A 23,669-nucleotide genomic window follows, 5' to 3' on the forward strand; every position below is an offset into this window, starting at 1 on the left:
AATGAACGATATCGACCTGGTGGCAGAGGGGCACTGGCCCGCGGAACGCCTTGACGCCGATTACCAGCCACGCGGCACGGTCAGCGCAGAGCGTTTCACGGCAGAGATGGCCGCCTATCGCGCGGTCTCCGACCAGATGCGCGGGCCTTGGGGGCGCCGGTTAGACGTGGTCTATGACACGGCCAGCGGCCAGAGGCTGGACCTGTTCGGCCCCGAACGGATGGAGGCCTGCCCGGTTTTCGTCTTCCTCCACGGCGGCTACTGGCGCGCGCTGTCCAAGCGGGACTCGGCGATGATGGCCGGGATGCTGGCCATGCAGGGGATTGCCACTGCGGTGGTGGAGTATGACCTGGCCCCCTCTGTCAGCCTGGCAGAGATCACCCGACAGGTGCGCGCCGCCGTGGCCTTTCTCTGGAAGGAAGGCGGCCAGCTTGGGCTGGACTCGCATCGCATCCATGTCGGGGGCAGTTCTGCTGGCGGGCACCTGGCCGGCATGGTGCTGGCGGGCGGCTGGCAGACAGAGCTGTGGCTGCCGGAGGACGTGGTGAAATCAGGCCTGCCGATCAGCGGGTTGTTCGACCTTTCGCCGATCAGGGCCTCTGCCCCGCAGGAGTGGCTGTCCCTGACAGAGGCGGACGTGGCGGCGCTAAGCCCGCTGCGCCACCTGCCGCAAGCCGGTCCGACCCTGACCCTAGCCTGGGCAGAGACGGACCCGGCGGGGTTCAAGCGCCAATCCGCAGCCTTTGCCGCCGCCTGGCGGGCCACGGGCGCGCAGGTCAGCTGCCTGGAAGTGCCCGGCCGCAACCATTTCGACATCCTGATGGAGCTCTGCGATGCCGATACGCCGCTTTCCCGGGCGCTGCTGGGCATGATCCGGGGCTGACCTCAGCCCTTGATGCGGGCGACGCCCGTGACCTCGATCAGCATGCCGGGGCCGACAAGCCCGGCGACGATCAGGGTCGCGCGGTTGGGATAGGGCGGTTGGAAGTAGCTTTCGTAGACCTTGTCCACTGCGGCCATATGCGCCCCGTCGGTGATGTAGATGGTGAGCTGCAGGAAATCGTCCATCGTTCCGCCGGCCGCCTCGACCGTCTTTCGAAAGTTCTGGAAGGTCAGGTGGGCCTGTGCCTCCACATCCTCTTGCAGGATGCCGCCTTCGGGGGTCACCGCCGCATGGGTCGTGTACAGCATGTCCCCGTCCATGATCGCCCAGGAAAAGGGCTGGCCCGGTGTCGGCAGGCCGATGTCGAGTGCCGTCTTCGTCATTTGGTCAGTCTCCGCATGTCGTCGAAAATGTCGTACCAGGGGTGCTGCGCATCGCGCAGGGCCAGGTGCGTGCCGAAATGGTCCTGGTCCATTTCCAGGAAGCGCGCCGTGGTCGGGGCGCCCTCAAGGACCATCCGCGCCGCCCGGTTGGCGCGTTGCACCCTGTCGCTGTCCGCGCTGCCCCAGCTCAGGAAGAGGGGCAGGTCGTTGTCCGCCAGCCAGGAAAGCGGGCTGGCAACGCCGTCGTCTTCGGGGCGGGCCAGCACCTTTTCATAGACCATGGCCTCAAGTGAGCCGGGGGGCGGGGCCGGGTGGTGCAGGTCCAGGATGCCGCTGATGGGGGCGCAGGCCCGGATCGCGCCCTCCGGGATGCCATGCGCCGCCCAAAGATCGGGGCGCAGGGCAGCAAGGGCAGCAAGGTGACCGCCCGCCGAATGCCCGGAGAGGAATACGCGATCGCTTGCGCAGCCCACGTCGGGCAGGTGCCTGATCACGGCAGAGACGCCATCCAGCACGTCCTCAAGCATCACGGGATAGCGGATGCCGGGGGCCAGGCGATAGCTGACCGCGGCCAGGGCACAGCCCCGCGCGGCCAGCGCCGGGGCCATGAAGCCGCACCATTCCTTGTAGCCGTTCGTCCAGCCACCGCCGTGCACGAAGATCAGCATGTCGCTGCCCGTGCCATTGGTGGGCGTGAACAGGTCGAAGCTTTGCCAGTCCTGGGGGCCGAAGGAGAGGTCGCGGTGTTCTTCGACAGCCTCCCAGGGCCCGCTTGAGGCTGCCAGGGCGGCCTCTGCATAGGCATTGGCGGCAGGCACCGGCAAAGGCGGCTGAGGCGCCAGGTTGAAACGCGTCGTCATGTCTTTCCTTTTGGCTCAGAAGCCGAAGAGCCGGGGTAGCCAGAGCACGGTTCCCGGAACGAATGTGATCACCAGAAGCACCAGCACAAGGATGCCGATGAAGACCCAGATCTCTCCGATCACCTCGCGCAGGGGGACGTCACCCAGCTTGGAGAGGGTGAAGAGCAGCATCCCGAAGGGTGGGGTCACGAGGCCGATCATGATGTTGACCGTCATCAGCACGCCGAAATGCACCGGGTCGATGCCCAGCAGGCGGACCGTGGGCAGCAGCATGGGCACGAAGACCAGGATCAGCGTCCCGGTATCGACCAGGCAGCCAAGCAGCAGGAAGATCAGGTTGATGCTGAGCAGGAAGCCGATCTGCCCGAAGCCGGCGGCCTCGATCCAGGCGGCCAGATCGCGGTCCAGGCGTTCGGCTGTGATGGCGTAGTTCATGATGTAGGCGCCCGCGATCAGCAGCATGACCGAGGAGGAGGTGCGCATGCTTTCGGTGATCGCGGTCCAGAAGCTGTTCCAGCTGATCGCCCGGTAGACCACCACGCCCAGGAACAGGGCATAGGCGGCGGCGACCGCGGCCGCTTCCGTCGGGGTGAAGACGCCGGTCCAGATCCCGCCCAGAAGCACGACGGGGATGGACATGGGGATCACCGCGCGACCCAGAAGCGGGCCCAGCTCCTTGCAGGGCAGGCGGGTGCCCTTCGGCAGGTTGCGGCGCTTGGCCATGAGGGCCAGGCCGATCATCAGCGCAAAGCCCAGCATGAGTCCCGGAACGATCCCGCCCAGGAACAGGGCCCCGACGGAGGCGCCGGAGTTCAGCGCGTAGAGGATCATCGGCACGGAGGGCGGGATGATTGGCGCGATGACGGCGGCGGCGGCGGTCAGCGCGGTGGCGAAACCGGCCCGGAAGCCGCCGATGTCCCGCATCATCTTCAGCGCGATCAGGTTTGGCCCCGCGGCATCGGCCAAAGCCGAACCGCTCATGGAGGAGAACAGCATGGAGGTCAGCACGGTGACGTGCCCCAGACCGCCCGGCAGCCAGCCGACAACCGCGTCAGCCGCTTTCCAGAGCCGTTCGGCGATGGAACCGGCCGTCATGATGTTGGCGGCCAGGATGAACATGGGCACGGCCAGCAGGACGTAGCTGCCGTAGAGCGAGTTCATCACCTGGTCGGTGACGATTCCGAGGTCCTGCCCGGTGACGGCAAGGTAGGCAAAGCCAGAGACCAGCATGGAGACGGCGATGGGCACCCGTGCCAGCGCCAGCAAGGCGAAGGCCAGGACGAGCGTTGTCAGGCCGATACTCATTTCGCCACCCTGCCGGATCTGAAGATGACCGCCTGGCGCGCGGCCTCGATCACCAGCTTGACGCCCAGCCCGCCCTGAAGAACGGCGAAACAGGCATAGAGCTGGTTGAGAGGGATGCGCATGACGGTTGTCTTCTCCCGCCAGAGGAAGGCGATGTAATCGATGGTGAAGGGCAGGGCGGCCAGCAGGATCCCCCCGGCCACCAGTGAGCCAAGCCCGACCAGAAGCGCGGTGGCGCGCGGCGGCAGAAGGCTGGCCAGCAGGTCGAAGGCCACGTGTTCCTCCAGCCGCACGGCCAGCGAGGCGCCGATGGTGATGACCCAGAGGTAGATGACGATGGCCAGTTCCTCGCTCGTGTGGGAGGGATCGCGCAGCAGGTAACGGCAGACGACGGTCCAGATGAAGGCGCCGCTGACCGCGATGAAGCCAAGCGAGGTCAGGATTTCCGCCCCTCGCTGGAGCCAAACGCCGGCCCTTTCGAGCCGGCGCAGAAAGGTGCTCTGAGACGTCATGGGAAGGTCAGTCGCCCATGGCCTGGTGCATCAGGTCCTGGTCCCATTCGGCAGCCAGGTCAGAGGCGCCGTAGACTTCGTCGGCCTTGGCGTGGAAGGGCGCCAGGTCGATGGCATCGACGCGCAGACCTTCCGATTTCAGGATATCAGCCACCTTGGCCTCATCCGCCAGGCGGGCGCTGTTGTTCTCTTCCGCGGCTTCCAGGGCGGCGCTTTGCACGATCTCCTGTTGCTCCGGGGTCATGTCGTCCCAGACCGGCTTGGCGATAGCGTAAAAGACCGGCTGCACCAGGTGAGAGGTCAGCACGACCTGTTTCGTCACCTCGTCGAATTTCGCGGCCTTGAGGATGGAGAGCGGGTTTTCCTGCCCGTCCACCGCGCCTGTCTGCAGCGCGACGTAGGTTTCAGACATCGCCATGGGGGTCGGAGAGACACCCAGGCTTTCGCCCAGAAGCAGCCATTCGGGGGATGCGGGCATGCGCACCTGAACGCCTGTCAGGTCCTCGGGGCCGGTCACGTCGATGGCGTCGCGCAGGTTCAGCTGGCGGGAGCCCAGGTAGGCGACCGACAGGATCTCGATCCCCATTTCCTCGGCCGTGGCGGCCTTCAGCGCGTCACCCACGGGACCGTTCATCGCGGCCATCATCTGGTCGTAATCAGCAAAGAGGAAAGCGCGGTTCAGGAAACCGAAGCTGGGCACCTGGGAAGAGACCTCGAAGGTGTTCATCGTCGACATTTCCAGGTTGCCGCGCTGCAGGGCCGGGACCTCTGCGCCCTGACGGATCAGCGAGGCGCCGGGGTAGACCTCCACCGTGACGCCGATATCGGCCTCCGCGACCTTGTCGGCGAAACTTTCCATGGATTTGGCCAGGAAGTCCGCGGCGGGTCCGGCGGTCGAGAAACGTAGGGTGACGTCATCGGCGAGGGCGGTGCTGGCCATCAGGGCCGCCGTACCAAGGGCGGCCAGGCGGGCCAGCAGGGGGGTAGCGCGTGTCATGGGGAACTCCTTGTTGGGGTCGTGGTTCACGGCCGGAAGCGGGGTTTGCCTCTCTGGATCCGGCCGACTGCGCTCAAGCTATGTGCGGCTTTGCCGTTCGGTCAACAGGATTTTCCAAAATACGTGAGTTTTGGAAAATACGGGTTTATTGGAACGTTGACTTCCTGTGCAGGCTGGGGCCTATGTCACATAATGAACACCGACACGCGCTCTGCGAAGAAACCCGCCGCCCGTACCGTGGCCGAAACCACCTATGGCGCCCTCAAGGAGGACGTGCTGACCGGTGTGATGCTGCCGGGGCAGTCGCTGCTGACGCGGGAACTGACAGAGCGTTACGGCTGCGGCATCAGCCCGCTGCGCGAAGCCCTGGCCCGCCTGGTGGCGGAGGGTCTGCTGGAGGCCGCCAGCCATCGCGGCGTACGCGTGCCCCTGCCGACGGTCGAGGACCTCAACGACATCTACCGCATTCGCATCGCGCTGGAACGCGAGGCACTTGTGCTGGCGATGAAGCACGGGGATGACCACTGGGAAGGGCAGATCCTGTCTGCGGCGCACCGCCTTGCCCATGCGCCCTTGCCTGAGGCGCCAGCCAGCGGGGCCGCCCTGCGTGATTGGGAAGCGCGCCACCGGGCCTTTCACACCAGCCTCATCGCGGCTGCGCCTGCGCCACGTCTGCTGCGGCTGATCGGCCAGATGGTGGATCAGACCGAACGGTACCGGGCGTTGCGCCTGACGCAGTTCACGACGGACAACATCGCCGATTTCGTGGCCGAGCATAACGCGCTCCGCGACGCCGTGATCGCAAGGGACGTGGCGGCGCCGGATCTTCTGGCCGCGCATTTCGAAAGTAGCCGCCAGTTCGTGGCCGCCTTCCTGCAGGAGCGCCCGCAGGCCTGATCCGCCTGTCAGGCGGCGGCGCGCGGCGCTGTCTGCAAGGTTTGCGCGATCTGGCGCACCAGCCAGAGCATGCGTTCGAACAGGGCGGTGGCGTAGAAGATCGCGGCTTCCTCATCCAGACCGGCACGCGCGCCTTCCTGGAAGGCCACGCGGATCTTCTCCATCATCTCGCCGCGATCTGACGTCAGGGACATCAGCATCTCTGTCTCGAATGCATCGCCGCTGACCCAGGCGTCCTGGGCCGTGAGCAGGATCACACTGAGGGATTCCGTCAGCCTGTCGATCAGCTGCGCGCCGCGTCCCGTGAAGCCGGTCTTCCGGTGCAGGTCTATGAACTTGGCAACGCTTTCCTCCAGCGCATCCAGCTGTTCCTGGCGGCGTTCGAGGGTCAGCACCTCTTTCGTGGTCTCACGGTCCAGTTCCCGGTTCACGATCTCTGCGATGAAGGTGCTGATTTCCGGGCGCAGCCTTTGCATGCCCTCGTGCAGGGCGTCCGGATCATCGTATTCGCCCCAGGTCTGGTCCGTGCGCACGCAGTCCAGAAGCTGGATGGTCAGGTTCAGCAGGCGAAGCTGTTCCCGCGCGGCCAGTTCCGTGGCGGTTTCCGGGACATCCAGCGCCTCGTCATGGATGTAGGCGGGGCGGGAGATATCCTCTGACTGGGTCGGCGGCTCGATCCGGTCCAGTACGCCTTCGATCCAAGGTAGCAGGATCAGCGCGGCCAGCCAGCACAGCACCATGTTTGCCAGGAAGAGCAGGGCAACCCGTTGGGAGGGCGAGCTGGTGAGCGCCTCGAAGTGCTGCAGGATTGCCCCGTCGTTCAGCCCGGAATCGATCAGTAGCAGCCCCGCCATGCTGCATCCCGAGATCAGGTTGATGATGCCCTGGAAGACGATGACCTGGCGCGGCGCGCCCTGCAGGGTGGAGGACAGGAACATGCCGGCCAGCGCCACGCCCGGGCCGCAACCGCAGATCAGCAGCATCGCCTGAAGCTCTGTGAAGATGCCGCTGGCCTGCAGCGTGATGGCGATTACCCCGATGGCCGAGGAGCTCTGGATGAACATCCGGCAGGCGGCGCCCAGCAGAAGCGCGGCCACGGCCCAGTCCTGAAGCAGGGCGGCCAGCGCGATAAAGCCGGGCATCTGGGGCAGGGGGGCGAAGCCCTGTTTCATCAGGTCCAGCCCGAAGAACAGCAACCCGATGGAGAAGAGCGCCCCGAAGACCGACGACAGGCGCACCGCGATCCTGAAGTTGATCGCCAGCCCGGTCAGCCCGATGATGTAGAGGATCGCCAGCCGCAGGTCGATCGCGGCCAGGAAGACCAGCACGGCGGTGCCGATGTTGGAGGCTGCGACCACCAGCAGCGCGCGCCGGACCGGGATCAGGCCGGTGGCGATCAGCCCCGAAAGGATGAAGGCCACGACCGAGGCGCTTTGCGAAATGGCCCCAGCCAGCACGCCGGTAAGCGTTCCCAGAACCGGGTTGCCGGTTGTTCGTGCCAGCATCTTGCGCAGGCGCCGGCCGCTCATGCGCTGGAGTTGCCCTTTCACGCCGGCGACGCCGGTGAAGAAGAGGCTCAGACCTGCAAGGAACAGGGCGAGAAGCTCGACCATGGAAAAGACCCGTTAATTCTTATGTGCGGCCGCGTTGACGCAGGCGCCAGACCAGCAGGATGACCATCAGCAGGACAAGGCCCGTCGCCAAGCTGGTGAAAAGCCGGGCACGTTCAAAATGCTCATCGAGGGCGGAGGTGATTTTTGCAACGCGCGCCTGTTCGACAGCCAGGATCTGATCGGCGGCGGTATCGATGCGCTGTGTCAGATCCTGGTCAATGCCTCGCACGGACCGATCGACCGCGAAACCGGAAGCCGGATTGTCGGGATCGAAACGCTCCATCGCGTCGGAATAGAGTTCGCCCAAGCGAGCGTGCTCTTCCAGGATCGCGGCAATTTCATCGTGCAGCCCGGGATCGAAGGTTGGAAATGCAAGAACCGCAGAGAGATCTTCCTGAACCAGATCAGCCTGTTGCCTGAAGCGGTTAATGTAGCTTTCGTAATCTTCGGCATTGTGTCCGCGCAGCAGGAAGTTCTTCCAATGCTGGACCTGGATCTTGAAATTGACCTGGGCGGAGCGCGCGTCATCCAGAAGCTCTGCACTTTGAACGGCCTGGTCCAGGGCCTTTTCGCTTTCGCTCTGCATGTAGCTGGTGCTGAACAGACCGACGCCTGCCAGAAGCAGGACTGCGATGAAGAGCAGGCCCACGAAACGGGCGCTCGGCTGGGTTTCTCTGGGCATGCGGGTCCAACTTGTATTTATGCATCATCGGTAAGGACAGCGGTCCCTCTATTCAAGAAACAATTCGGCGACAGGGGGGGTAAAGTTTCCCCTTGGGCATTCGCCCGGGTTTCGCCGCTTGGATGAATTATTCGAAGCGGCTGAAAATAATTGCAAAATCTCACGGCCAAATCATGCGCTTCCGGTCACTCAACTTGACGTGGCAGTCTATGTTGTGGAAGTTTCCTGCTCAGAAATGGTGTAGGATCGCCTCAGGCAGGCCGAATTGAGCGGCTGTCGTATTCCGTGCCCATTGGGGCTATTGCGGAATCACAGCGGCCAGAGCGATACGCGCCGGGGACAAGAATAGAATAATTCCTGTGGGGACCTATGAATATTACCGAGTACACGGATCGTGACGTTGCAGTGATGTCGATCAGCGGGCGGATCGATGGAACGACGTCAGCCGAAGCGGAAACCGCCATCCTGGCGCGGATCCCGTCGGTTCCCGCCCTGGTGCTGGATCTTCAGCATGTCGATTATGTCAGCTCTGCCGGCCTTCGCGTCGTTCTCAAGGGGGCCAAGTCGGCCCGCTCGTCGGGCGCGCGTCTGGTGCTGGCGGGCCTGACGCCGCAGGTGCGGGAGGTCTTCGATATCAGCGGCTTCTCTTCCGTGCTCGAGATCCATGGGAGCACGCCGGAGGCGATCGCGGCCATCCTCAAGACCGGCGGAAGCTGATGCCCGCGGCCGGAGGGGGGATGCGCCGGGCAGTCGACTGGCTGACCAGCGTTCCGATATCCGCACCCAAAGCACGTCCGGACGACGTTCTTTACGGCACGGAAGACAGGCCTCCGGCAGGTGTGACGATGATCGCCGTGGTCCAGCAGGCCATGCTGATGCTGATGCTGCTGGTCTACGCCGTGATCACCGGCGAACGGATGGGGCTTGATCCGGCAGGGGTCGTTCGCTTCACCAGCACATGTATTTTCGGCTTCGGCCTGTCCACGCTTCTGCAGGGGCTGCGCTCGCGCCTGACCCCGGGGATGCTGATGGTGGCCATTCCCAGCCCGGTGGCCTTCGGGACCTACATCGGGATCATCAGCGCCTGGGGGCCGTCGGCGGCCGTGGGCGCGGTCATCAGCGCCAATGTTATCATCCTGTTGATCACCCCGCAATTGCCCCGTCTGCGGGGATATTTCCCGCCAGAGGTGGCGGGCGTCGCGGTCTTCATGATCGGTGTGATGATCATTCCCGAGGGTATCCAGCGCAGCCTGTCGCCGGACGCGGCGGGGATCATCTCTGCCCCCTCCATGATCGCATCGGTCGTGACGCTGGCGGCGATCGTGCTCTGTTCGATCTGGGGCGGGGTGCGGCTGCGGGTCATGTCACTGATCGTGGGCTGCGGGATCGGCACGGTCATCGCCCTGTTGCTGGGCGCCTTCGATTTCTCCTCTCTCGACAACATCCCGGAGCTTGGCTTTTTCGCAACGCCCTTGCCCAGCCCGGCTGCGGCCTGGCCCACTTTCGTGCCGGCGGCGATCCTGGCCTATACTGTGATCGAGCTGGTGCACCTGATGGACCAGGTGGCCTCTGCGCTGACCATGGACAAGCTGTCGGACAAGAACTGGGTGCGGGCGGACATGTCGATCACCGCGCGGTCCTCCATGGCCAATGCAATCGGCAACGTGGTCTGCGGCGCCCTTGGCACGCTGACCGGGGCGACCTCTACCGCGAACATCGGCCTGGCTCATGCCAGCGGGGTGATGTCGCGCTTCGTGGGGATCGGGACCGGTCTGCTGATGATGCTGCTCTCCTTCGTGCCCGTGGTGGCGCTGGTGATCGTCCTGACGCCGGGCCCCGTGGTGGGCGGCGTGCTGATCTACACCGCGGCCTTCATGATCATCGCCGGGATGGAGCTGGTGCTGTCGCGGATGATGAACTCCAAGCGGTCCTTCACCGTGGGCTTTTCCATCGTCATCGGCTTCACCGTCGTCACCCTGCCGGCGCTGGTGCAGAACCTGCCGGAATGGAGCCGGACGATTGCCGCGTCGGGCCTGACGGTTGCCGTGCTGACAGCCATCGTGCTGAACGCGCTGTTTCGCATCGGGACCAGCCGGACCGTCACGCTGCAGTTCGAAGAGGGCACGCCCCGGGCCGTGCAGGCGGCAGAGCACCTGGAACACTGGGGTGCCGAATGGGGCGCGCGCCGCGAAGTAGTGATGCGCGGTGGCATGGCCGTGGGCGAGGCCCTGGAACTGCTGAACGATGGCGGTTTCATCAAGGGCGCCGTGGCGCTGACGACCCGCTTCGACGAGATCAACCTGCGCTGCACGATCACCTACGAGGGCGAAAAGCCCAGGCTTGAACAGACGGCTGCTCCGGACCTCGAGGCGCTTCTGAACGCAGAGGACGACGCCGCGCTTGACGCTGGGTTGAGCGAGATGTCAACTAACCTCATCAGGCGCCTGGCCGACCGGGTCAGCGTTTCTTCCAAGGGAGGCAAGGCAAGCTTGCTTCTTGAGTTCAACCACTGAAGCGGGTTCGTGCCAGGCGCCGTCCAAGCGGTTGCCGGAAAGTTCTGTTATGACGCAAGACCGGAACCATGACGCACCGCGCCGCTTTGATCTGACCCTGCCGGCGCAGGCGGATCTGCTACCGCGCGTCAACGCGTGGCTTGAGGAAACGGGCCTGCCGGAAGAGGCCCCGCAAGCCATTGTCACCCGGATCGAACTGGCTGTTGAGGAACTGTTCCTCAACCTGGCGCATCACGCCTATGCTGGGGCAGAGGGCGAAGCGCGGCTGGCCCTTCTGGAAAGCCCGGACGCCCTGACCCTGATCATCGAAGACGACGGGGACCCCTTCAACCCGCTTGATGCCGGGCCGGAACCGGACCTGGACATGGAGGTGGAGGACCGTGCCATCGGGGGGCTGGGCCTGCACATGGTGCGGCGCCTGTCGGACCGGCAGGACTACGAACGCGACGGCGGCACCAACCGCCTGACGCTGGTCTTTCGCACGGTCGAACAGCCCGAGGGCGCGGAAGACGCCGCGCCCCAAGCCACCCAACAACCCGTTCCGACGCCAAAGCGCCGGCCCTCCGGTGGGCTGCATGCGCCGACGGCGCGGGAACGCAAGGGGGTCTTCTTTTCCTTCTTCCTGCGGATCCTGCTTCCGGTCGCGCTGATCATGACGGCCAGCCTGATCCTGGCCGCCGGGCTGAACGTGCTTCGCCTTGAACGCGCCTTCCAGGACGCCGCAGAGATCCGCTATGACTCCGTGGCCCGAGAGCTGAGCGACACCATCGAAAGCAGCTTCGGTGCCGGCCTGTCGCTGGAATCCAACCTGGCCGTACAGGTGGCCATCGACCGCAGCGCGCAGCTCTACGACGGGGCCATCCGCTTTTTCGTCACCGATCCAGAGGGCACGGTGATCCACGCCAGCCAGGGGGCAGGGGATCCGCCCGCCGCCCTCACCGCGCCGGAGGGCGGAAGCGGGCTGTGGCATGCCTTGGCGCCGGATGACGTCATGACCGGACAGCCGCTGATAGTGCAGGGCAGGAGGATCGGCACGCTGGTTCTGGTCTTCCCCTCGCAGCGCCTTTTCGAAGTGACGGCCCAGTTGCGCCGCGACATCGCCTCTGCCGCGCCGCTGGTGGCGCTGATCTCTCTTCCGATCATCGCCCTGATCGCCCTGCTGGTGATGATCCCCTTCGACCGCCGTTTCCAGCACATGGCCGACGTGATGCATGACCTTGCCGACGGGATCGACCGGCCCGTGCCGCAAAGCGAAGGCCCGCTACTGCGTGCTGCTGCCTCGATCTCGGCCCGTTTGCGCGGAACGGAGCAGAAATCATGACCCGGCTTCTGGCCTGGCTGGCCGCCTCTGCCCTGGCCTCTGCGATCCTGGCGCCCTTCATGCTCTTCGGGGTCTATACCTTCGGCATCTACGAACAGGCCCTCTTGCCGCAATACGAGGAACGCGCCGAGGTCGTCGCCAGCGGGATCGAGCGCCGCCTGTCCCTGGGCCTGCGGCTGTTCGGGGACCTCGCCGCGCTGAGAGACGTCGACGACGTGCTGGTCAATGCCTCCCGAAACTCTCCGGAGACGGCCTTTATCGTCGTGACGGATGCCGCCGGGCAGGTGATCGCGCAGGACCCACGCGTCATTCCCGACCTGGAAGAGGTCATGGCGGGCGAGCAGGAAGAGGACCTGCCCGGGCTGCGCGCCTACCTCGAAGACAAGGTGGATGCCTTCTTCAATTCCTTCATCTCTTCGGACAAGATCGCCCGGGCCTCTCGCAGCTATATCGCTGAGAACTACCTGATCACCCGCCTTCCCATCGGGGAAATGGAGGATCCGGCGGGCTACGTCTTCCTGGGCACGGACACGGACCAGCTGACCGCGCTGCGGCGCGACCTGACGGTAAACATGCTGATCGTCTTCGCGGCTGCCATGCTGCTTGGCTTTGAATGCCTGCTGCTGATCGCGGGGGTCAGCCTGTTGCGGCCCCTGACGGCCCTGCGCTACCTGACGGAGCAACTGAGCGCCGGCGATCTGCGCCATACCGCCCGCGCATCGGGCCCCTTCGGTACGGCAGAGCTGATCCGCCAGACCAACCGCTTCATCCGCAGTGCCATCACCCGGGCAGGGGGCACCCGCGCGCCCGAGGGACTGGACATGCCCGAAAGCGGTCATCCGACACTATGGCGTGCGCCGGTTGCCCACCTGATCCGTCTGCCGCTGATCCTGTTCTTCCTAGCAGAGGCGATCCTGCGGCCCTCCCTGCCGCTGTTCCTGCAGGGCATCGTGCCGCTGCGTGGCGGTCCTCAGGATTTCCAGGTCGGTCTTGCCATGGCGGCCTTCCTGCTGGCCTCGCTGTTCGGGATCGTGCTGGGCGCGCGGTTCTGCAACCGCAGCCGGGTCAAGAGCGTCATCCTTATGGGGATCATCATCAGCGCCCTGGGCACCCTGGGCCATGTGCTGGTTGCCAATGTCTGGGAGGCCGTGCTGTTCCGTGGAATCGCGGGCCTGGGGTACGGCATCGTCTACGCGGCCGCCCAGGTCTATATCGTGGAGCATTCGGACAAGACCCGCCGCACGACCGGCTTCTCGCTTTTCTTCATCGCGGTGGTGGGGGCGGATATCGTGGGGCCGGCCATCGGCGGTATCCTGGCCGACCGGCTGGGCATGGACGCGGCCTTCCTGATGGCGACGACAGCACTGGCGCTGTCCTTCCTGACCACCTTCGGCATTCTGCCGTCCGAGAAACCGCTGCCCAAGCCGCCGCGCCCGGCCTTCAGGGAGCGTTTCGTGCCCACGATGGCGGTGCTGCGCAACCGTCGCTACATGGCGCTGATCTTCGGCATGGCGGTACCGGCGAAGCTGCTGCTGAATGGCGGGCTTTTCCTCTGCCTGCCGCTGGCCGTGGCCTCTGCCGGTGGTGGCGCCGCCGCCGCGGGCCAGCTGTTCATGATCTACGGGCTGGTGGTGCTGCTCAGCGCCTCCTGGATCGCGCGGGCGATCGACAAGTGGCAGCTGGTGGCCCCCGTGGTCTGCATCGGTACGATCCTGTCGGCGCTATCGCTTGCCTTGCCGGAGCTGCTGGATGCCAGCTGGGCACTCATCCTCTGCGTGGCGCTCTTTGCCGCCGGGCAGGCCATGTCGGTGCCCTCGCAGATGTCCTTCCTGCTGCATCTCACGCCCCGTGAACAAGAGCGCTTCGGCGCCGCCACCGTCATCGGGCAGTATCGTTTCATGGAGCGGCTCGGCTCCCTCGCCGGGCCGCTGATCGGTGCCGCGCTCCTTGTCATCGTGTCGCCTACCCAGGCCCTGCTCATCCTCGGCCTTGCGGCCATGATGCTGGCCGGGGTGGCGAGCACCTATTTCCTGATCGTCGGCGAACGCGACGAAGAAGAGGCCATAGATGAATTGCTTGTCCGCCCGTAAGACCTTTCTGCGTTCCTGCACTGCCCTGCTGCTGGGGGCCGCGTCCCTGGTGGTGCAGGCGCCGGCTCAGGCACAGGAGGCGAAATCCATCTTCATGGTTCTCTGGCGTGGGGAAACGGAGGTGGAGCAGGGCTTTCGCGGCTACTTCGAAGAGCAGGGCCTGCCGGTGACCTACCAGACCGTCTCTGTCGAGAGGGACGTGTCGAACATCCCCGAGATCTTGGAGCAGATCGAGGCCGCAGATCCAGACCTGGTCTATACCTGGGGCACGCCTGTCACGCTGGCCATCGCCGGGCAGGATCCAAACCGGGCAGGCGGCGTGGAGTATCCCGCGCAGATCACCGACCGGCCCATCGTCTTTGCCATGGTGTCCCAGCCCGTCGACTCCGGCATCGTGGACGACACCCAGCTGAGCGCCCGCAACGTGACCGGCGTCAGCCATGTCGTTCCCATGGAAACGCAGGTTCAGGCGATGCAGGCCTATATGCCCGTCGACCGGATTGCGACTATCTACACGGATACAGAGCCGAACTCGATCCAGGCGGTGCAGGCGCTGAAATCCGTGGGCGAGGCTTACGGGCTGCGAGTGGATGCCTATACCGTGCCTCTGGATGCGCAGGGCCAGCCCGATCCGTCCTCCATCCCCGACCTGGTGGCAGAGGCCGCGGCGGCCGGCCCCCAGTTCCTGTACCTGGGCCCGGATTCCTTCCTTGGGGAATACGCCAGCGAGATTGCGGATGCTGCCAATGAGCTTGGCCTTGCAACCTTTGCCTCTACCGAACGGTCGCTTGCCTCTTCGGATGCGCTCTATGGTCTGGTCGCGCCCTATTACGACGTGGGCCGCTTCGCCGCGCAAAAGGCCGAAGCCATCCTGTTCGAGGGGGCTGATCCCGGCACGATCCCGGCGGAAACGCTGCCCAGCTTTTCCTATCGCGTCAGGCTGGACGTGGCGCAGCGGCTGGGCATCCTGCCCGCGCTTTCGCTGATGGATTACGCGGAAATCGTTGAGGGAACGCAGTAGATGTCACTTGAAGACGCCCTGCGTCAGCGTCTTAGCGCGACTTCCCTTCCCGAAGGCGGCCAGGTGACCCTGGCCGGTCCGGCGGAGTTCACCACGCTGGCTAACATCAACGCCGAAGCGGTCGCCTACACTGGCGAGGACATCTACGGCCGGCAGGATGAGAGCTTCTTCGCCAGGATCCATGACGACGGCGCCGCGATCCTGTTGATCCATGAAAAGGGGCAGGCGGTGGGCTATTCCGTCGTCGGGCCTGCGGCCCGGATGACCGGGCTGTTCGCCGCGGAGACCGACAAGGGCCTGCTTTTCGGCACGGCTATGCGCGCTCAGGCGCGGGGAAGGGGCTGGCAGAGGTGCCTGATCCGCCTGCGCAGTGCGGCGCTTTTTGATGCGGGCTTCAAGGCGGCGAAGGCCTTTGTCTCTCCCTGGAACCATGTCTCTCTTGGCAACCTGCTTGAGGAAGGCATGGCCGTGGTCAGCCACGATTTCAGTTACTACGGGCAGCACCGCTTCATTGTGGAAATGCCCGTCAACGGCTGGCCAGATAGCGCGCCTGGGGGCCAGAGCCTGACCTTGCCGCCCCAGGGTGCGATCGATGCGCATTGCGCGCTGCTGTCGCAGGGGTGGTCGGGACGGCAGGTGGATCGCATCTCTGCCACCCTGAGCTACTGCAGGTCCGCCACATGCTGAAAACGGCGTCTCTTCGCGGTCGTATCGCCCTGATCACCGCCATTGCCTTGCTGATCGTGACGGCGATCATGCTGCTTTACGCGGAAGGCCGGGCGAAGCTTCTGCGCGAACGCTTCGCTGCCGACCAGCTGGCCAGCAACGCAGAGCTTCTGACCACCGTGATCGACCTGGACGCGGCGCTTCTGCAGCGGATCGCGTCGGACCTTGCGCGTCAGCCCTCTGTCGATGCCTTGCTGGCCACCAGCGAAGAGGCCGCGATTGCGGAGATCCGTGACCTGGTGGCCGTGGCCGTGGATGCCACCGGGGCCCAGCTTGCCGTGACGGTGCTGGATCAGCGTGGCACGGTTGTCGCGCGTCTTGGCACGGCCCTGATCGGGGAAGAGATGGAGAGTGACCGCGCCGCGAACGGGCTGAACATGACCCTGGAGGGCGACGTGCGCCTTGTCGCGGTGGAACCTGTCCGGCAGGGGACGCGGGTGACTGGACGGATCATCGCCTCGCTCGATCTGCTAGATCGGACCGGGCGCTTCCTGAGCGGGGCAGAGGCGATCGGCATCAGCTCTCCCGGCGGGGTGCTTAGCATGAACCGCGCCGCCCCGGACCGACTGCGCGTGCTTTCGGAGAACTGCTGTACCGGAACCGCCACCAGCCTGTCCTTCCGGGACGATGGCGCGCGCTACGTGGCCGCCTTCATTCCCCTGCGCGACAACAGCGGGGCCTTGCTGGCCGATTTCGTCAGCCTGCGGGACGTGACCGCCTCAAGCCAGCGCCACTTCACCTACGGGACCGTCGCGGCTGTCATGCTGCTGCTGGCCATCCTGCTGACGCTGGGAACGCTGATGCGGGTGTTGCGGGTCTCCTTCCGCCCTCTGGGCGCCGTGGTAAAGCTGCTCCAGCAGATGGAAAGCGGCTCCACCACGCTGACGATGAAGCCCATGCAGACCTCGGAAGAGATCCAGGCGCTGATCGACACGGTGGAGCGCGTGCGGGCCGGGCAAGAGGCACGGGACCGGCTGGTAAAGCTGGACAGCCAGCTGGCCGCCGCGCGCAACGTGCAGCAGTCGCTTGTCCCGTCGGAGTTCGACCTGACCCCGAAACTGTCGCTTTTCGGAGCGATGCAGCCGGCGGAAGAGGTTGGCGGCGATTTCTTCGACCTTTTCGAAATGCAGGATGGCCGTATCGCGCTGCTGATCGCGGATGTCTCCGGCAAGGGGATCGGGCCTGCGCTCTTCGCGGCGCGCGCCTCCATGGTGCTCAGGGCCAATGCCAGCAAGTTCGATGACCTGTCCCGCATTGTTTCCGAAACCAACGATCAACTGTGCGAGCACAATACCGAAGACCTGTTCATCACGATGTTCTTCGCCGTGATCGACCCGGAAACGGGGCAGGGCGAATGCGTGAACTGCGGCCACTGCCAGCCCTTCCTGATCCGCCCGGACAAAACGGCAGAGCATTTCACGCCCCCCAACAACATCGTGCTGGGCGCCTTTGAGGGCTTCCCGTTTGAGCCCGCGAAGATCGCCATCGCGCCCGAGGATACCCTGCTGGTCTACAGCGACGGTTTCGACGAGGCCCAGACGGACAGCGGCGAACTGCTGGGGGACGAGCGTGCACGCCAGATGTCGGCGGCTTACGGGCAGACCGCACCGCAGGAACTGGTCGAGGGGCTGCAACGGGATATCGCGGCCTTCTCTGATGGCGCGCCGCAGGCGGATGACATTACCCTGCTGGCCGTGCGCCGGCGGATCGGGTGAGGGGCCGAAATCCCACGCCATAAATCCAATCTTAACCAGATTGTCCTGAGAGTGTTGGCAGACCTCGACAGGATCGGACCATGCAAAGTGTCATAGAATTTCCATCGCCCGGTCGCCGCCCACAACGGGACACGGCAAGGCGGTCTGCCGGGCAGGGGCAGGTCATCGCGATGGCCCACGTGGATCTGGAGATGGTGCAGCAGATGGTCCGCTGCCTGCGTGAGACGGGCGATGACCGCAGCCTCGATCCCTTCAATCGTGCGCGGCCCTGGGAAAGGGGCGGTGGCCCTGTCCGCCGTGCCCTGCGGCTGAAACTGACCCCGGGGGATTGAGTGGCTCTTTCCATGCGTGCATACTCGAATGACGTTCCGGCAGCCTGCGGCCTTGCCGTTTCCATACACGTCTTGCCTGACCGGAGGGGGCCTTGGCAGAGAGAGCGTCACGCGAGACCCAGTCATTCCCGGATGATGTCATGATCGTCGACGAGGATTATTCCTTGCAGGCCTGCCTGCCTGCGGATCCCTGGTTCTGGATCCGCCTGGACAAGCCCTGCGGGCCTGAGTTGCGCGTGACGGACCTAGTGACGGGGCAGATGTCCTTGCTTGAAACCGGGCTTGCGCTGCGCAAGCTGATGGAAAAAGCCGAACGCCCGGCCACTATCCTTGTGACGGACGTGCATCCTGCTTGGATCGCGGGCAGCCCCGCTTCGCTGATGGAGCTGGAGCGGCGCCTGGCCGATGCGCGTGACATCCTGTCCGTGGCGCTTGGTCTCCCCGCTGAGGATCTGAAGATGGAGCTGCGCCGGAAACGTGGCCGGTTCCAACTGCGCGCGACGGTTCCCGATCAACACAAGCTGCATTGAGCGGGGGGCGGATCAATCTTCGCGCCGCCCCTTGAGCTCCGTCCACAGGAAAAGCCCATAGCCCGCAAGGGTCAGCAGAGCGAGGCCATACCAGGTCAGCGCATAGCTGAGGTGGGCGTTCCTGAAGGTGATGACGGTCTGGCCGCCCAGGGGCCAGGCTTGCGGATCGGTCAGCTCTTCATCGACGAAGTAGGGGGCCGCTGGCGAGAGTCCCAGCGTCTTCGTGATCGAGCCGATGTCGCGGCGGTACCAGGTCCGGGTTTCCGGGCTGTTGTCGCGGGAAAAGAGCCAGCCTTCGTCTTCTGAAATGCGAAGCAGGCCGGTGATCTGCTGGGGACCTTCCAGCGCTGGACGGCTCGTGGGATCTTTCAGTGCTTCGGGCACCAGGCCCCGGTTCACCATGACGATCGTGCCATCGTCCCGCAGCAGCGGCGTCAGCACCCAGTAAGAGGGGCCAAGGTCGGAGGGCGTGTAGATCTGCACCTCTTGCGCGTTCAGGAAACGGCCCGACAGGGTCACGTGGCGGTACTCGTCACCTTCGCGCGTGATCCCAGGCCAGGCTGCGGGGCCGGGGGCAGGGACGGCGGGGGCCCCGACCCGTGCATCGACCCTTTCGATCAGGTCGGTCTTCCATTGCAGCCTGTGGACCTGCCAGGTGCCCAGGCTGAGAAACCCGGCAAGCAAGGCGATGCCAAGGATAGTGACGATGATCAGGCGGGGCCAGCGGAGCGAAGCATTCATGTCTGCCTCCTGGTAGGACGGCTGCGTGAACCGCAGCCTGAAAAAGGAAAAGGGGCCGGCAGGACCGGCCCCCTTCAACTGTGTAAAGGATCAGCTGTGGCTGCCAGGCTCCACCGAGAGCTGCGGCGCATCTGGCATCTGCATCATCTCGCCGTCGTGGGGCATCGGCATCATGTTCTCGTTCATGTTGTGCATGACCCAGAGAGAACCGGCCAGGACGATCACGAGGATCACCACCGAAAGCCCGGTCGCCGCCAGGGTCCAGCCGCCTTCCGCTGTGCCGTTGACATGCAGGAAGAAGACCAGGTGCACGATGATCTGAACCGCTGCCAGGCCCATGATGATCCCGATCAGCGTGTTCCTGGGCAGGTCGACATCGGCCATGACCAGGTAGAAGGGAATGATGGTCAGAAGGGCCGCCAGGGCGAAACCGATCATCAGCCGGCCCATGGTGCCGTGGGAATGTGTTGCGTCGCTCATCAGACCAGCTCCACGAGATATACGAAGGAAAAGACCCCGATCCAGATCAGGTCGAGGAAGTGCCAGAACATGCTGAGCGTCGACAGACGGCGCATGTTTTCCGTGCTCAGTCCGCGCTGGCGCAGTTGGACTGTCAGCGTGACCAGCCAGATGATGCCCGCCGTGACGTGCAGCCCGTGCGTGCCCACCAGCGTAAAGAAGGCCGACAGGAAGGCAGAGCGGTCCGGACCCGCGCCAAGGTGGATCAGGTGGCGGAACTCGTAGACCTCCATGCAGATGAAGGCGACCCCGAAGAGCCCGGTGATGACCAGCCAGGCCGTCGTGGCGTCCAGCTTGCCTTTCTCTGCCTGCAGCATGGCCAGTCCGAAAGTCACGGAAGAGATCAGCAGCAGCGCCGTCTCGACCGCGATGAAGGCCGGATCATAAAGGTCGAGCGGCCCCGGCCCCCCCGCGTAGCCTCCGCCGAGAACGGCGAAGGTTGCGAAGAGGCAGCCGAAGATGATGCAGTCGCTCATCAGGTAGATCCAGAAGCCGATCGGCGTCGGGCTTTCGTGGTGGTGGGCATGGTCGTGCCCGCCGGTGGCCGCATGGGCGGCCGGGTGGTTCACATCTACGGAACTCATGCCATGGCTCCCTTGTTTTCGGTGATCGCGACTTCCGATTCAGGGATGTAGTAATCGCGGTCGTAGTTGAAGGTATGGGCGATGGCGGTGGCGATGATCCCCAGGAAGCTGACGATGGCCAGCCACCAGATGTACCAGACCATGGCGAAGCCAAAGACCAGGGCCGCGCCGGAAAGAACCACGCCCATGGCGGTGCTTCTTGGCATGTGGATCGGGGCGTATTTGCCCGACCAGCGGAAGCCGGCCTCTTTCATGCGCCACCATTCGTCACGGCCCACCACGTTCAGCTCCTCCGGGAAGTTATACGGGGCGACGGGCGATTGGGTGGACCATTCAAGGGTGCGCCCATGCCAGGGATCGCCGTCCACGGCCAGTTTCTTGCGGTCGCGGATGGAGACGGCGAACATCACGAAGGTGCAGATGATGCCCAGCAGGATCAGCACGGCGCCGAAGGCCGCGACGATGAAGTAGATCTGCCAGCCCAGGTCCATGTAGCTGTTCAGGCGACGGGTGACCCCCATCAGACCAAGCGCGTAGAGCGGCATGAAGGCCAGGAAGAAGCCCACGAACCAGAACCAGAAGCTGCGCCGCCCCCAGGTGTCGTTCAGCCGGAACCCGAAGGCTTTCGGGAACCAGTAGCTCACGCCCGCCATGATCCCGAAGAGCACCCCGCCGATGATCACGTTGTGGAAGTGCGCGACAAGGAACAGCGTGTTGTGCAGCTGGAAGTCGACCGGCGGCACGGCCAGCAGGACGCCCGTCATGCCCCCGATGGTGAAGACGGTGATGAACCCGAGGGTCCAGAGCATCGGCGTCTCCATACGGACGCGGCCCTTGTAGAAGGTGAAGAGCCAGTTGAAGACCTTCACCCCCGTCGGCACGGCGATGATCATCGTGGTGATGCCGAAGAAGGCGTTCACGTCTGCGCCAGAGCCCATGGTGAAGAAGTGGTGTAGCCAGACCACGAAGGACAGGACCATGATGCAGGCGGTGGCCCAGACCATCGTCTTGTAGCCGAAGAGCGGCTTGCCAGAGAAGGTCGCGACGATCTCTGAGAAGATGCCGAAGCAGGGCAGGATCAGGATGTAGACCTCCGGGTGGCCCCAAATCCAGATCAGGTTCACGTACATCATGGCGTTGCCGCCGAAGTCGTTGGTGAAGAAGTGCATGCCCAGGTAGCGATCGAGCGTCAGCAGGGTCAGCGTGGCGGTCAGCACCGGGAAAGCGGCGACGATCAGCACGTTGGTGCAGAGCGTGGTCCAGGTGAAGATCGGCATTTTCATCAGCGTCATGCCCGGTGCGCGCATCTTGAAGATGGTGGCCAGCATGTTGATCCCCGAAAGGGTGGTCCCGACCCCCGCGATCTGCAGTGACCACAGGTAGTAATCCATCCCCGGCCCGGTTGAATAGGCAGACCCGGACAGCGGCGGGAAGGCCAGCCAGCCGGTGCGTGCGAATTCCCCGATGAAAAGCGAGACGTTCATCAGCAGCGCGCCAGAGACCGTCATCCAGAACGAGAAGTTGTTCAGGAAGGGGAAGGCCACGTCGCGCGCGCCGATCTGTAGTGGCATCACGAAGTTCATGAAGCCGGTGATGAAGGCCATGCCGACGAAGAAGATCATGATCACGCCATGGGCGGTGAAGACCTGATCGAAGTGGTGCGGCGGCAGGTAGCCCTCGGCCCCGCCGGCGGCCAGGGCCTGCTGGGCGCGCATCATCAGCGCGTCAGTGAAGCCGCGCACCAGCATGATGAAGCCCAGCACCATGTACATGACGCCGATTTTCTTGTGATCGACGGTGGTGACCCAGTTCTTCCAGAAGGGCACCCAGAGCCTGAAGTAGGTCATCAGTGCGATCAGCAGAAGGCCGCCAAGGGCGACGCCGGCGAAGGTGCCGACAAGGATCGGTTCGTGATAGGGGATCCAGCCAAGGTTCAGACGCCCGAAGAGGGGCGAGAATGTGTCGGCTGGCTGCAGGTGTTCAGTCGCCATGTTATGCGTTCTCCTGCTTCACGTTGGTGCCGCAAAGCTGATCGGGATCGTTCCAGGGGTATTGCGACAGCTGATCGTGGTGGGGGGCGTATTCCGCGCCGCGCTTGGGCGGCAGCAGGTTCCCGAAACCATCGATCCGGCGCAGGTTGTCGTATTCGTAGGCCGGCGCATTGGGCAGGCCGGCAATCCCGCCGCCCCCCTGTTCGTCCTGCATCATCATGTGATGCATGCAGACCTTGCCGTCCTCGACACAGAGGCCGACGATGCGGTCGAACAATCCGTCGCTCACGTTGCCGAAAAGCTCGACCGGCGCGTCGATGGTGGGTTTCTCAAGCTCAAGGTAGGCTTGGCGGCTCAGCGCCTTGCCGGCCTTGCGCGCATTTGCGACCCAGGCTTCAAAGCCGTCTTCATCCAGCGCGTTGGTGTCAAAGGTCATCTGGCTGAACCCGGGGCCCGAGTAATGGGCGGAGCGGCCCGCGAAGGTCCCCTGGTTGTCGGCGATGAGATGCAGCTTGGTCTCCATTCCGGCCATGGAATAGACCATGCCGCTGAGGGCAGGGATCGACAGCGTGTTCATCACGGTGGAAGAGGTCAGGCTGATCTCGATCGGGCGACCGGCGGGAATGGCCAGTTCGTTCACGGCTGCGACACCTTCATCGGGGTAGATGAACAGCCACTTCCAATCGAGCGAAACGGCCTGAACGCGCAGCGGTTCGCCCTCCACGTGGTCCAGGGGGCGATAGGGGTCCAGCCGGTGGGTATAGACCCAGGTGACGGAGCCAAGCACGAGGATGATCGCGATCGGTACGCCCCAGACCAGCAGTTCCAGCTTGGTGGAATGGCTGAATTCGGGATCGTAGTCCGATGTGTCATCCCGCCCGGCGCGGTACTTCCAGGGGAAGTAGACGCCCAGGAAGAGCACCGGGATGATGACGATCAGCATCAGCAGGGTGGATATGATCAGCAGGTTGCGTTCCTGCACCGCGACCCATCCCTGTGGCGCGAGTATGTCGTACTTGCATCCGGCCAGCGCCAAAAGGCTGGCCGTAAGCAAGGGGAGCTTGAGGATTTTGAGCAATTTGAGCCTCTTGTTTTTATCCGGCCCGACCTGGGGGAGCAGGGGCGGCCCAGGGCTGAAACAGACCAGGGGCGCGACACGAAGGCCGAAATTCGAAATGGCGCCCTGCGACTAGGCGCGCCTTCCGAGAGAGGCGAGGCGTCAATCCGACGCGGGGCACGCCATCGCGCAGTTTGCGGCGACGTGCCGATAAGGCTCTGATTAGACTTCACGATCTTGAGAGGCGGCGGGGGATCGGAAGTCCGTAGTCGGGTCGCCATGCCGCGATGCAGCGCAAGGTATTTGAAAAGACAGTGAAATTCTCAGACGAATCAAGGACCGTCAGGGGCGCGTCAGAAAGCCGGCTTCTCTCTTTGCGGGAAGCGGGTTTTCTGGC

At 64.4% G+C, this 23,669-nt stretch carries 23 protein-coding genes; 11 read left to right on the forward strand and 12 right to left on the reverse strand.

Features of this window, described 5'->3' with window-relative positions; all coding sequences use genetic code 11:
* Position 1: 1 nt before the first annotated feature.
* Positions 2 to 883 (forward strand): alpha/beta hydrolase, encoded by an 882-nt coding sequence (locus HCZ97_RS00910; RefSeq protein WP_167686777.1) that lies wholly within the window; start codon positions 2 to 4, stop codon positions 881 to 883.
* Positions 884 to 885: 2 nt separating this feature from the next.
* Here the strand turns inward: HCZ97_RS00910 and HCZ97_RS00915 are convergent, their stop codons facing one another.
* From HCZ97_RS00915 to dctP, 5 genes are read right to left on the reverse strand one after another with little or no spacing between them, the layout of a single operon-like run.
* Positions 886 to 1,266, reverse strand: coding sequence for a RidA family protein (locus tag HCZ97_RS00915; protein WP_167686778.1), 381 nt, complete (start codon positions 1,264 to 1,266; stop codon positions 886 to 888).
* A complete protein-coding gene (locus HCZ97_RS00920; RefSeq protein ID WP_167686779.1) occupies positions 1,263 to 2,126 on the reverse strand; it encodes an alpha/beta hydrolase in 864 nt (287 codons plus the stop codon). Before HCZ97_RS00920 ends, HCZ97_RS00915 begins: the two co-directional genes overlap by 4 nt.
* Positions 2,127 to 2,141: 15 nt before the next feature.
* Positions 2,142 to 3,431: a TRAP transporter large permease gene (locus HCZ97_RS00925; protein ID WP_167686780.1), complete on the reverse strand. Its 1,290-nt coding sequence runs from the start codon at positions 3,429 to 3,431 to the stop codon at positions 2,142 to 2,144.
* Positions 3,428 to 3,943, reverse strand: a complete 516-nt coding sequence (locus HCZ97_RS00930; RefSeq protein ID WP_167686781.1) for a TRAP transporter small permease — start codon at positions 3,941 to 3,943, stop codon at positions 3,428 to 3,430. The genes HCZ97_RS00925 and HCZ97_RS00930 overlap by 4 nt, the downstream gene beginning before the upstream one ends.
* Before the next feature lie 7 nt (positions 3,944 to 3,950).
* Positions 3,951 to 4,940 (reverse strand): TRAP transporter substrate-binding protein DctP, encoded by a 990-nt coding sequence (gene dctP, locus HCZ97_RS00935; protein WP_167686782.1) that lies wholly within the window; start codon positions 4,938 to 4,940, stop codon positions 3,951 to 3,953.
* Between the two features lie 192 nt (positions 4,941 to 5,132).
* On the opposite strand from dctP, the gene HCZ97_RS00940 reads away from it, so the two are divergent.
* On the forward strand, positions 5,133 to 5,837 hold the full coding sequence (locus HCZ97_RS00940; RefSeq protein ID WP_167686783.1) for an FCD domain-containing protein: 705 nt from the start codon (positions 5,133 to 5,135) through the stop codon (positions 5,835 to 5,837).
* 8 nt (positions 5,838 to 5,845) lie between these two features.
* On the opposite strand, the gene HCZ97_RS00945 is transcribed toward HCZ97_RS00940, so the two are convergent.
* Together HCZ97_RS00945 and HCZ97_RS00950 are read right to left on the reverse strand one after the other, a co-directional pair.
* Complete coding sequence (locus HCZ97_RS00945) at positions 5,846 to 7,450, reverse strand: Na/Pi cotransporter family protein (protein ID WP_167686784.1); 1,605 nt, start codon at positions 7,448 to 7,450, stop codon at positions 5,846 to 5,848.
* A 19-nt stretch (positions 7,451 to 7,469) separates the two neighbouring features.
* Complete coding sequence (locus HCZ97_RS00950; protein WP_167686785.1) at positions 7,470 to 8,132, reverse strand: hypothetical protein; 663 nt, start codon at positions 8,130 to 8,132, stop codon at positions 7,470 to 7,472.
* Between the two features lie 369 nt (positions 8,133 to 8,501).
* Here HCZ97_RS00950 and HCZ97_RS00955 point away from each other — a divergent pair, with 369 nt between their 5' ends.
* The 9 genes from HCZ97_RS00955 (at position 8,502) to HCZ97_RS00995 (ending at position 18,380) form a co-directional block, all read left to right on the forward strand.
* Positions 8,502 to 8,849 carry an STAS domain-containing protein gene (locus HCZ97_RS00955; RefSeq protein ID WP_167686786.1) on the forward strand — a complete coding sequence of 116 codons (348 nt, stop codon included), beginning with the start codon at positions 8,502 to 8,504 and terminating at the stop codon, positions 8,847 to 8,849.
* 20 nt (positions 8,850 to 8,869) lie between these two features.
* A complete protein-coding gene (locus tag HCZ97_RS00960) occupies positions 8,870 to 10,645 on the forward strand; it encodes a solute carrier family 23 protein (RefSeq protein WP_167686787.1) in 1,776 nt (591 codons plus the stop codon).
* 49 nt (positions 10,646 to 10,694) lie between these two features.
* Positions 10,695 to 11,966, forward strand: coding sequence for an ATP-binding protein (locus HCZ97_RS00965; protein WP_167686788.1), 1,272 nt, complete (start codon positions 10,695 to 10,697; stop codon positions 11,964 to 11,966).
* The gene (locus HCZ97_RS00970; RefSeq protein WP_167686789.1) at positions 11,963 to 14,056 is read left to right on the forward strand and encodes an MFS transporter; all 2,094 of its coding nucleotides are present in this window, start codon (positions 11,963 to 11,965) and stop codon (positions 14,054 to 14,056) included. The genes HCZ97_RS00965 and HCZ97_RS00970 overlap by 4 nt, the downstream gene beginning before the upstream one ends.
* Entirely contained in the window at positions 14,034 to 15,077 is a 1,044-nt protein-coding gene (locus HCZ97_RS00975; RefSeq protein ID WP_167686790.1) for an ABC transporter substrate-binding protein, read from the forward strand. The genes HCZ97_RS00970 and HCZ97_RS00975 overlap by 23 nt, the downstream gene beginning before the upstream one ends.
* A complete protein-coding gene (locus tag HCZ97_RS00980; protein WP_167686791.1) occupies positions 15,078 to 15,764 on the forward strand; it encodes a hypothetical protein in 687 nt (228 codons plus the stop codon). It abuts the gene before it with no gap.
* Positions 15,758 to 17,518 carry a PP2C family protein-serine/threonine phosphatase gene (locus tag HCZ97_RS00985; protein WP_167686792.1) on the forward strand — a complete coding sequence of 587 codons (1,761 nt, stop codon included), beginning with the start codon at positions 15,758 to 15,760 and terminating at the stop codon, positions 17,516 to 17,518. Before HCZ97_RS00980 ends, HCZ97_RS00985 begins: the two co-directional genes overlap by 7 nt.
* Before the next feature lie 170 nt (positions 17,519 to 17,688).
* The gene (locus HCZ97_RS00990; protein ID WP_167686793.1) at positions 17,689 to 17,850 is read left to right on the forward strand and encodes a hypothetical protein; all 162 of its coding nucleotides are present in this window, start codon (positions 17,689 to 17,691) and stop codon (positions 17,848 to 17,850) included.
* Positions 17,851 to 17,942: 92 nt separating this feature from the next.
* A complete protein-coding gene (locus tag HCZ97_RS00995; RefSeq protein WP_167686794.1) occupies positions 17,943 to 18,380 on the forward strand; it encodes a hypothetical protein in 438 nt (145 codons plus the stop codon).
* A gap of 12 nt (positions 18,381 to 18,392) precedes the next feature.
* Here the strand turns inward: HCZ97_RS00995 and HCZ97_RS01000 are convergent, their stop codons facing one another.
* From HCZ97_RS01000 to cyoA, 5 genes are all read right to left on the reverse strand, one after another.
* Complete coding sequence (locus HCZ97_RS01000) at positions 18,393 to 19,121, reverse strand: SURF1 family protein (RefSeq protein WP_167686795.1); 729 nt, start codon at positions 19,119 to 19,121, stop codon at positions 18,393 to 18,395.
* 90 nt (positions 19,122 to 19,211) lie between these two features.
* Entirely contained in the window at positions 19,212 to 19,601 is a 390-nt protein-coding gene (gene cyoD / locus HCZ97_RS01005) for a cytochrome o ubiquinol oxidase subunit IV (RefSeq protein ID WP_167686796.1), read from the reverse strand.
* Positions 19,601 to 20,224 (reverse strand): cytochrome o ubiquinol oxidase subunit III, encoded by a 624-nt coding sequence (gene cyoC, locus HCZ97_RS01010; RefSeq protein WP_167686797.1) that lies wholly within the window; start codon positions 20,222 to 20,224, stop codon positions 19,601 to 19,603. Before cyoC ends, cyoD begins: the two co-directional genes overlap by 1 nt.
* The gene (gene cyoB, locus HCZ97_RS01015) at positions 20,221 to 22,215 is read right to left on the reverse strand and encodes a cytochrome o ubiquinol oxidase subunit I (RefSeq protein WP_167686798.1); all 1,995 of its coding nucleotides are present in this window, start codon (positions 22,213 to 22,215) and stop codon (positions 20,221 to 20,223) included. Before cyoB ends, cyoC begins: the two co-directional genes overlap by 4 nt.
* 1 nt (position 22,216) lies before the next feature.
* A complete protein-coding gene (gene cyoA / locus HCZ97_RS01020) occupies positions 22,217 to 23,269 on the reverse strand; it encodes a ubiquinol oxidase subunit II (RefSeq protein WP_254871283.1) in 1,053 nt (350 codons plus the stop codon).
* Positions 23,270 to 23,669 lie beyond the last annotated feature (400 nt).

This window comes from Pseudooceanicola sp. HF7 (genome assembly GCF_011806405.1).
GTDB lineage: Bacteria > Pseudomonadota > Alphaproteobacteria > Rhodobacterales > Rhodobacteraceae > Pseudooceanicola.

Coding starts and splice junctions, on each gene's coding strand:
- HCZ97_RS00910 (WP_167686777.1), top strand. CDS start 2: ATGAACGATATCGACCTGGTGGCAGAGGGGCACTGGCCCGCGGAACGC.
- HCZ97_RS00915 (WP_167686778.1), bottom strand. CDS start 1,266: ATGACGAAGACGGCACTCGACATCGGCCTGCCGACACCGGGCCAGCCC.
- HCZ97_RS00920 (WP_167686779.1), bottom strand. CDS start 2,126: ATGACGACGCGTTTCAACCTGGCGCCTCAGCCGCCTTTGCCGGTGCCT.
- HCZ97_RS00925 (WP_167686780.1), bottom strand. CDS start 3,431: ATGAGTATCGGCCTGACAACGCTCGTCCTGGCCTTCGCCTTGCTGGCG.
- HCZ97_RS00930 (WP_167686781.1), bottom strand. CDS start 3,943: ATGACGTCTCAGAGCACCTTTCTGCGCCGGCTCGAAAGGGCCGGCGTT.
- dctP (WP_167686782.1), bottom strand. CDS start 4,940: ATGACACGCGCTACCCCCCTGCTGGCCCGCCTGGCCGCCCTTGGTACG.
- HCZ97_RS00940 (WP_167686783.1), top strand. CDS start 5,133: ATGAACACCGACACGCGCTCTGCGAAGAAACCCGCCGCCCGTACCGTG.
- HCZ97_RS00945 (WP_167686784.1), bottom strand. CDS start 7,450: ATGGTCGAGCTTCTCGCCCTGTTCCTTGCAGGTCTGAGCCTCTTCTTC.
- HCZ97_RS00950 (WP_167686785.1), bottom strand. CDS start 8,132: ATGCCCAGAGAAACCCAGCCGAGCGCCCGTTTCGTGGGCCTGCTCTTC.
- HCZ97_RS00955 (WP_167686786.1), top strand. CDS start 8,502: ATGAATATTACCGAGTACACGGATCGTGACGTTGCAGTGATGTCGATC.
- HCZ97_RS00960 (WP_167686787.1), top strand. CDS start 8,870: ATGCGCCGGGCAGTCGACTGGCTGACCAGCGTTCCGATATCCGCACCC.
- HCZ97_RS00965 (WP_167686788.1), top strand. CDS start 10,695: ATGACGCAAGACCGGAACCATGACGCACCGCGCCGCTTTGATCTGACC.
- HCZ97_RS00970 (WP_167686789.1), top strand. CDS start 11,963: ATGACCCGGCTTCTGGCCTGGCTGGCCGCCTCTGCCCTGGCCTCTGCG.
- HCZ97_RS00975 (WP_167686790.1), top strand. CDS start 14,034: ATGAATTGCTTGTCCGCCCGTAAGACCTTTCTGCGTTCCTGCACTGCC.
- HCZ97_RS00980 (WP_167686791.1), top strand. CDS start 15,078: ATGTCACTTGAAGACGCCCTGCGTCAGCGTCTTAGCGCGACTTCCCTT.
- HCZ97_RS00985 (WP_167686792.1), top strand. CDS start 15,758: ATGCTGAAAACGGCGTCTCTTCGCGGTCGTATCGCCCTGATCACCGCC.
- HCZ97_RS00990 (WP_167686793.1), top strand. CDS start 17,689: ATGGCCCACGTGGATCTGGAGATGGTGCAGCAGATGGTCCGCTGCCTG.
- HCZ97_RS01000 (WP_167686795.1), bottom strand. CDS start 19,121: ATGAATGCTTCGCTCCGCTGGCCCCGCCTGATCATCGTCACTATCCTT.
- cyoD (WP_167686796.1), bottom strand. CDS start 19,601: ATGAGCGACGCAACACATTCCCACGGCACCATGGGCCGGCTGATGATC.
- cyoC (WP_167686797.1), bottom strand. CDS start 20,224: ATGAGTTCCGTAGATGTGAACCACCCGGCCGCCCATGCGGCCACCGGC.
- cyoB (WP_167686798.1), bottom strand. CDS start 22,215: ATGGCGACTGAACACCTGCAGCCAGCCGACACATTCTCGCCCCTCTTC.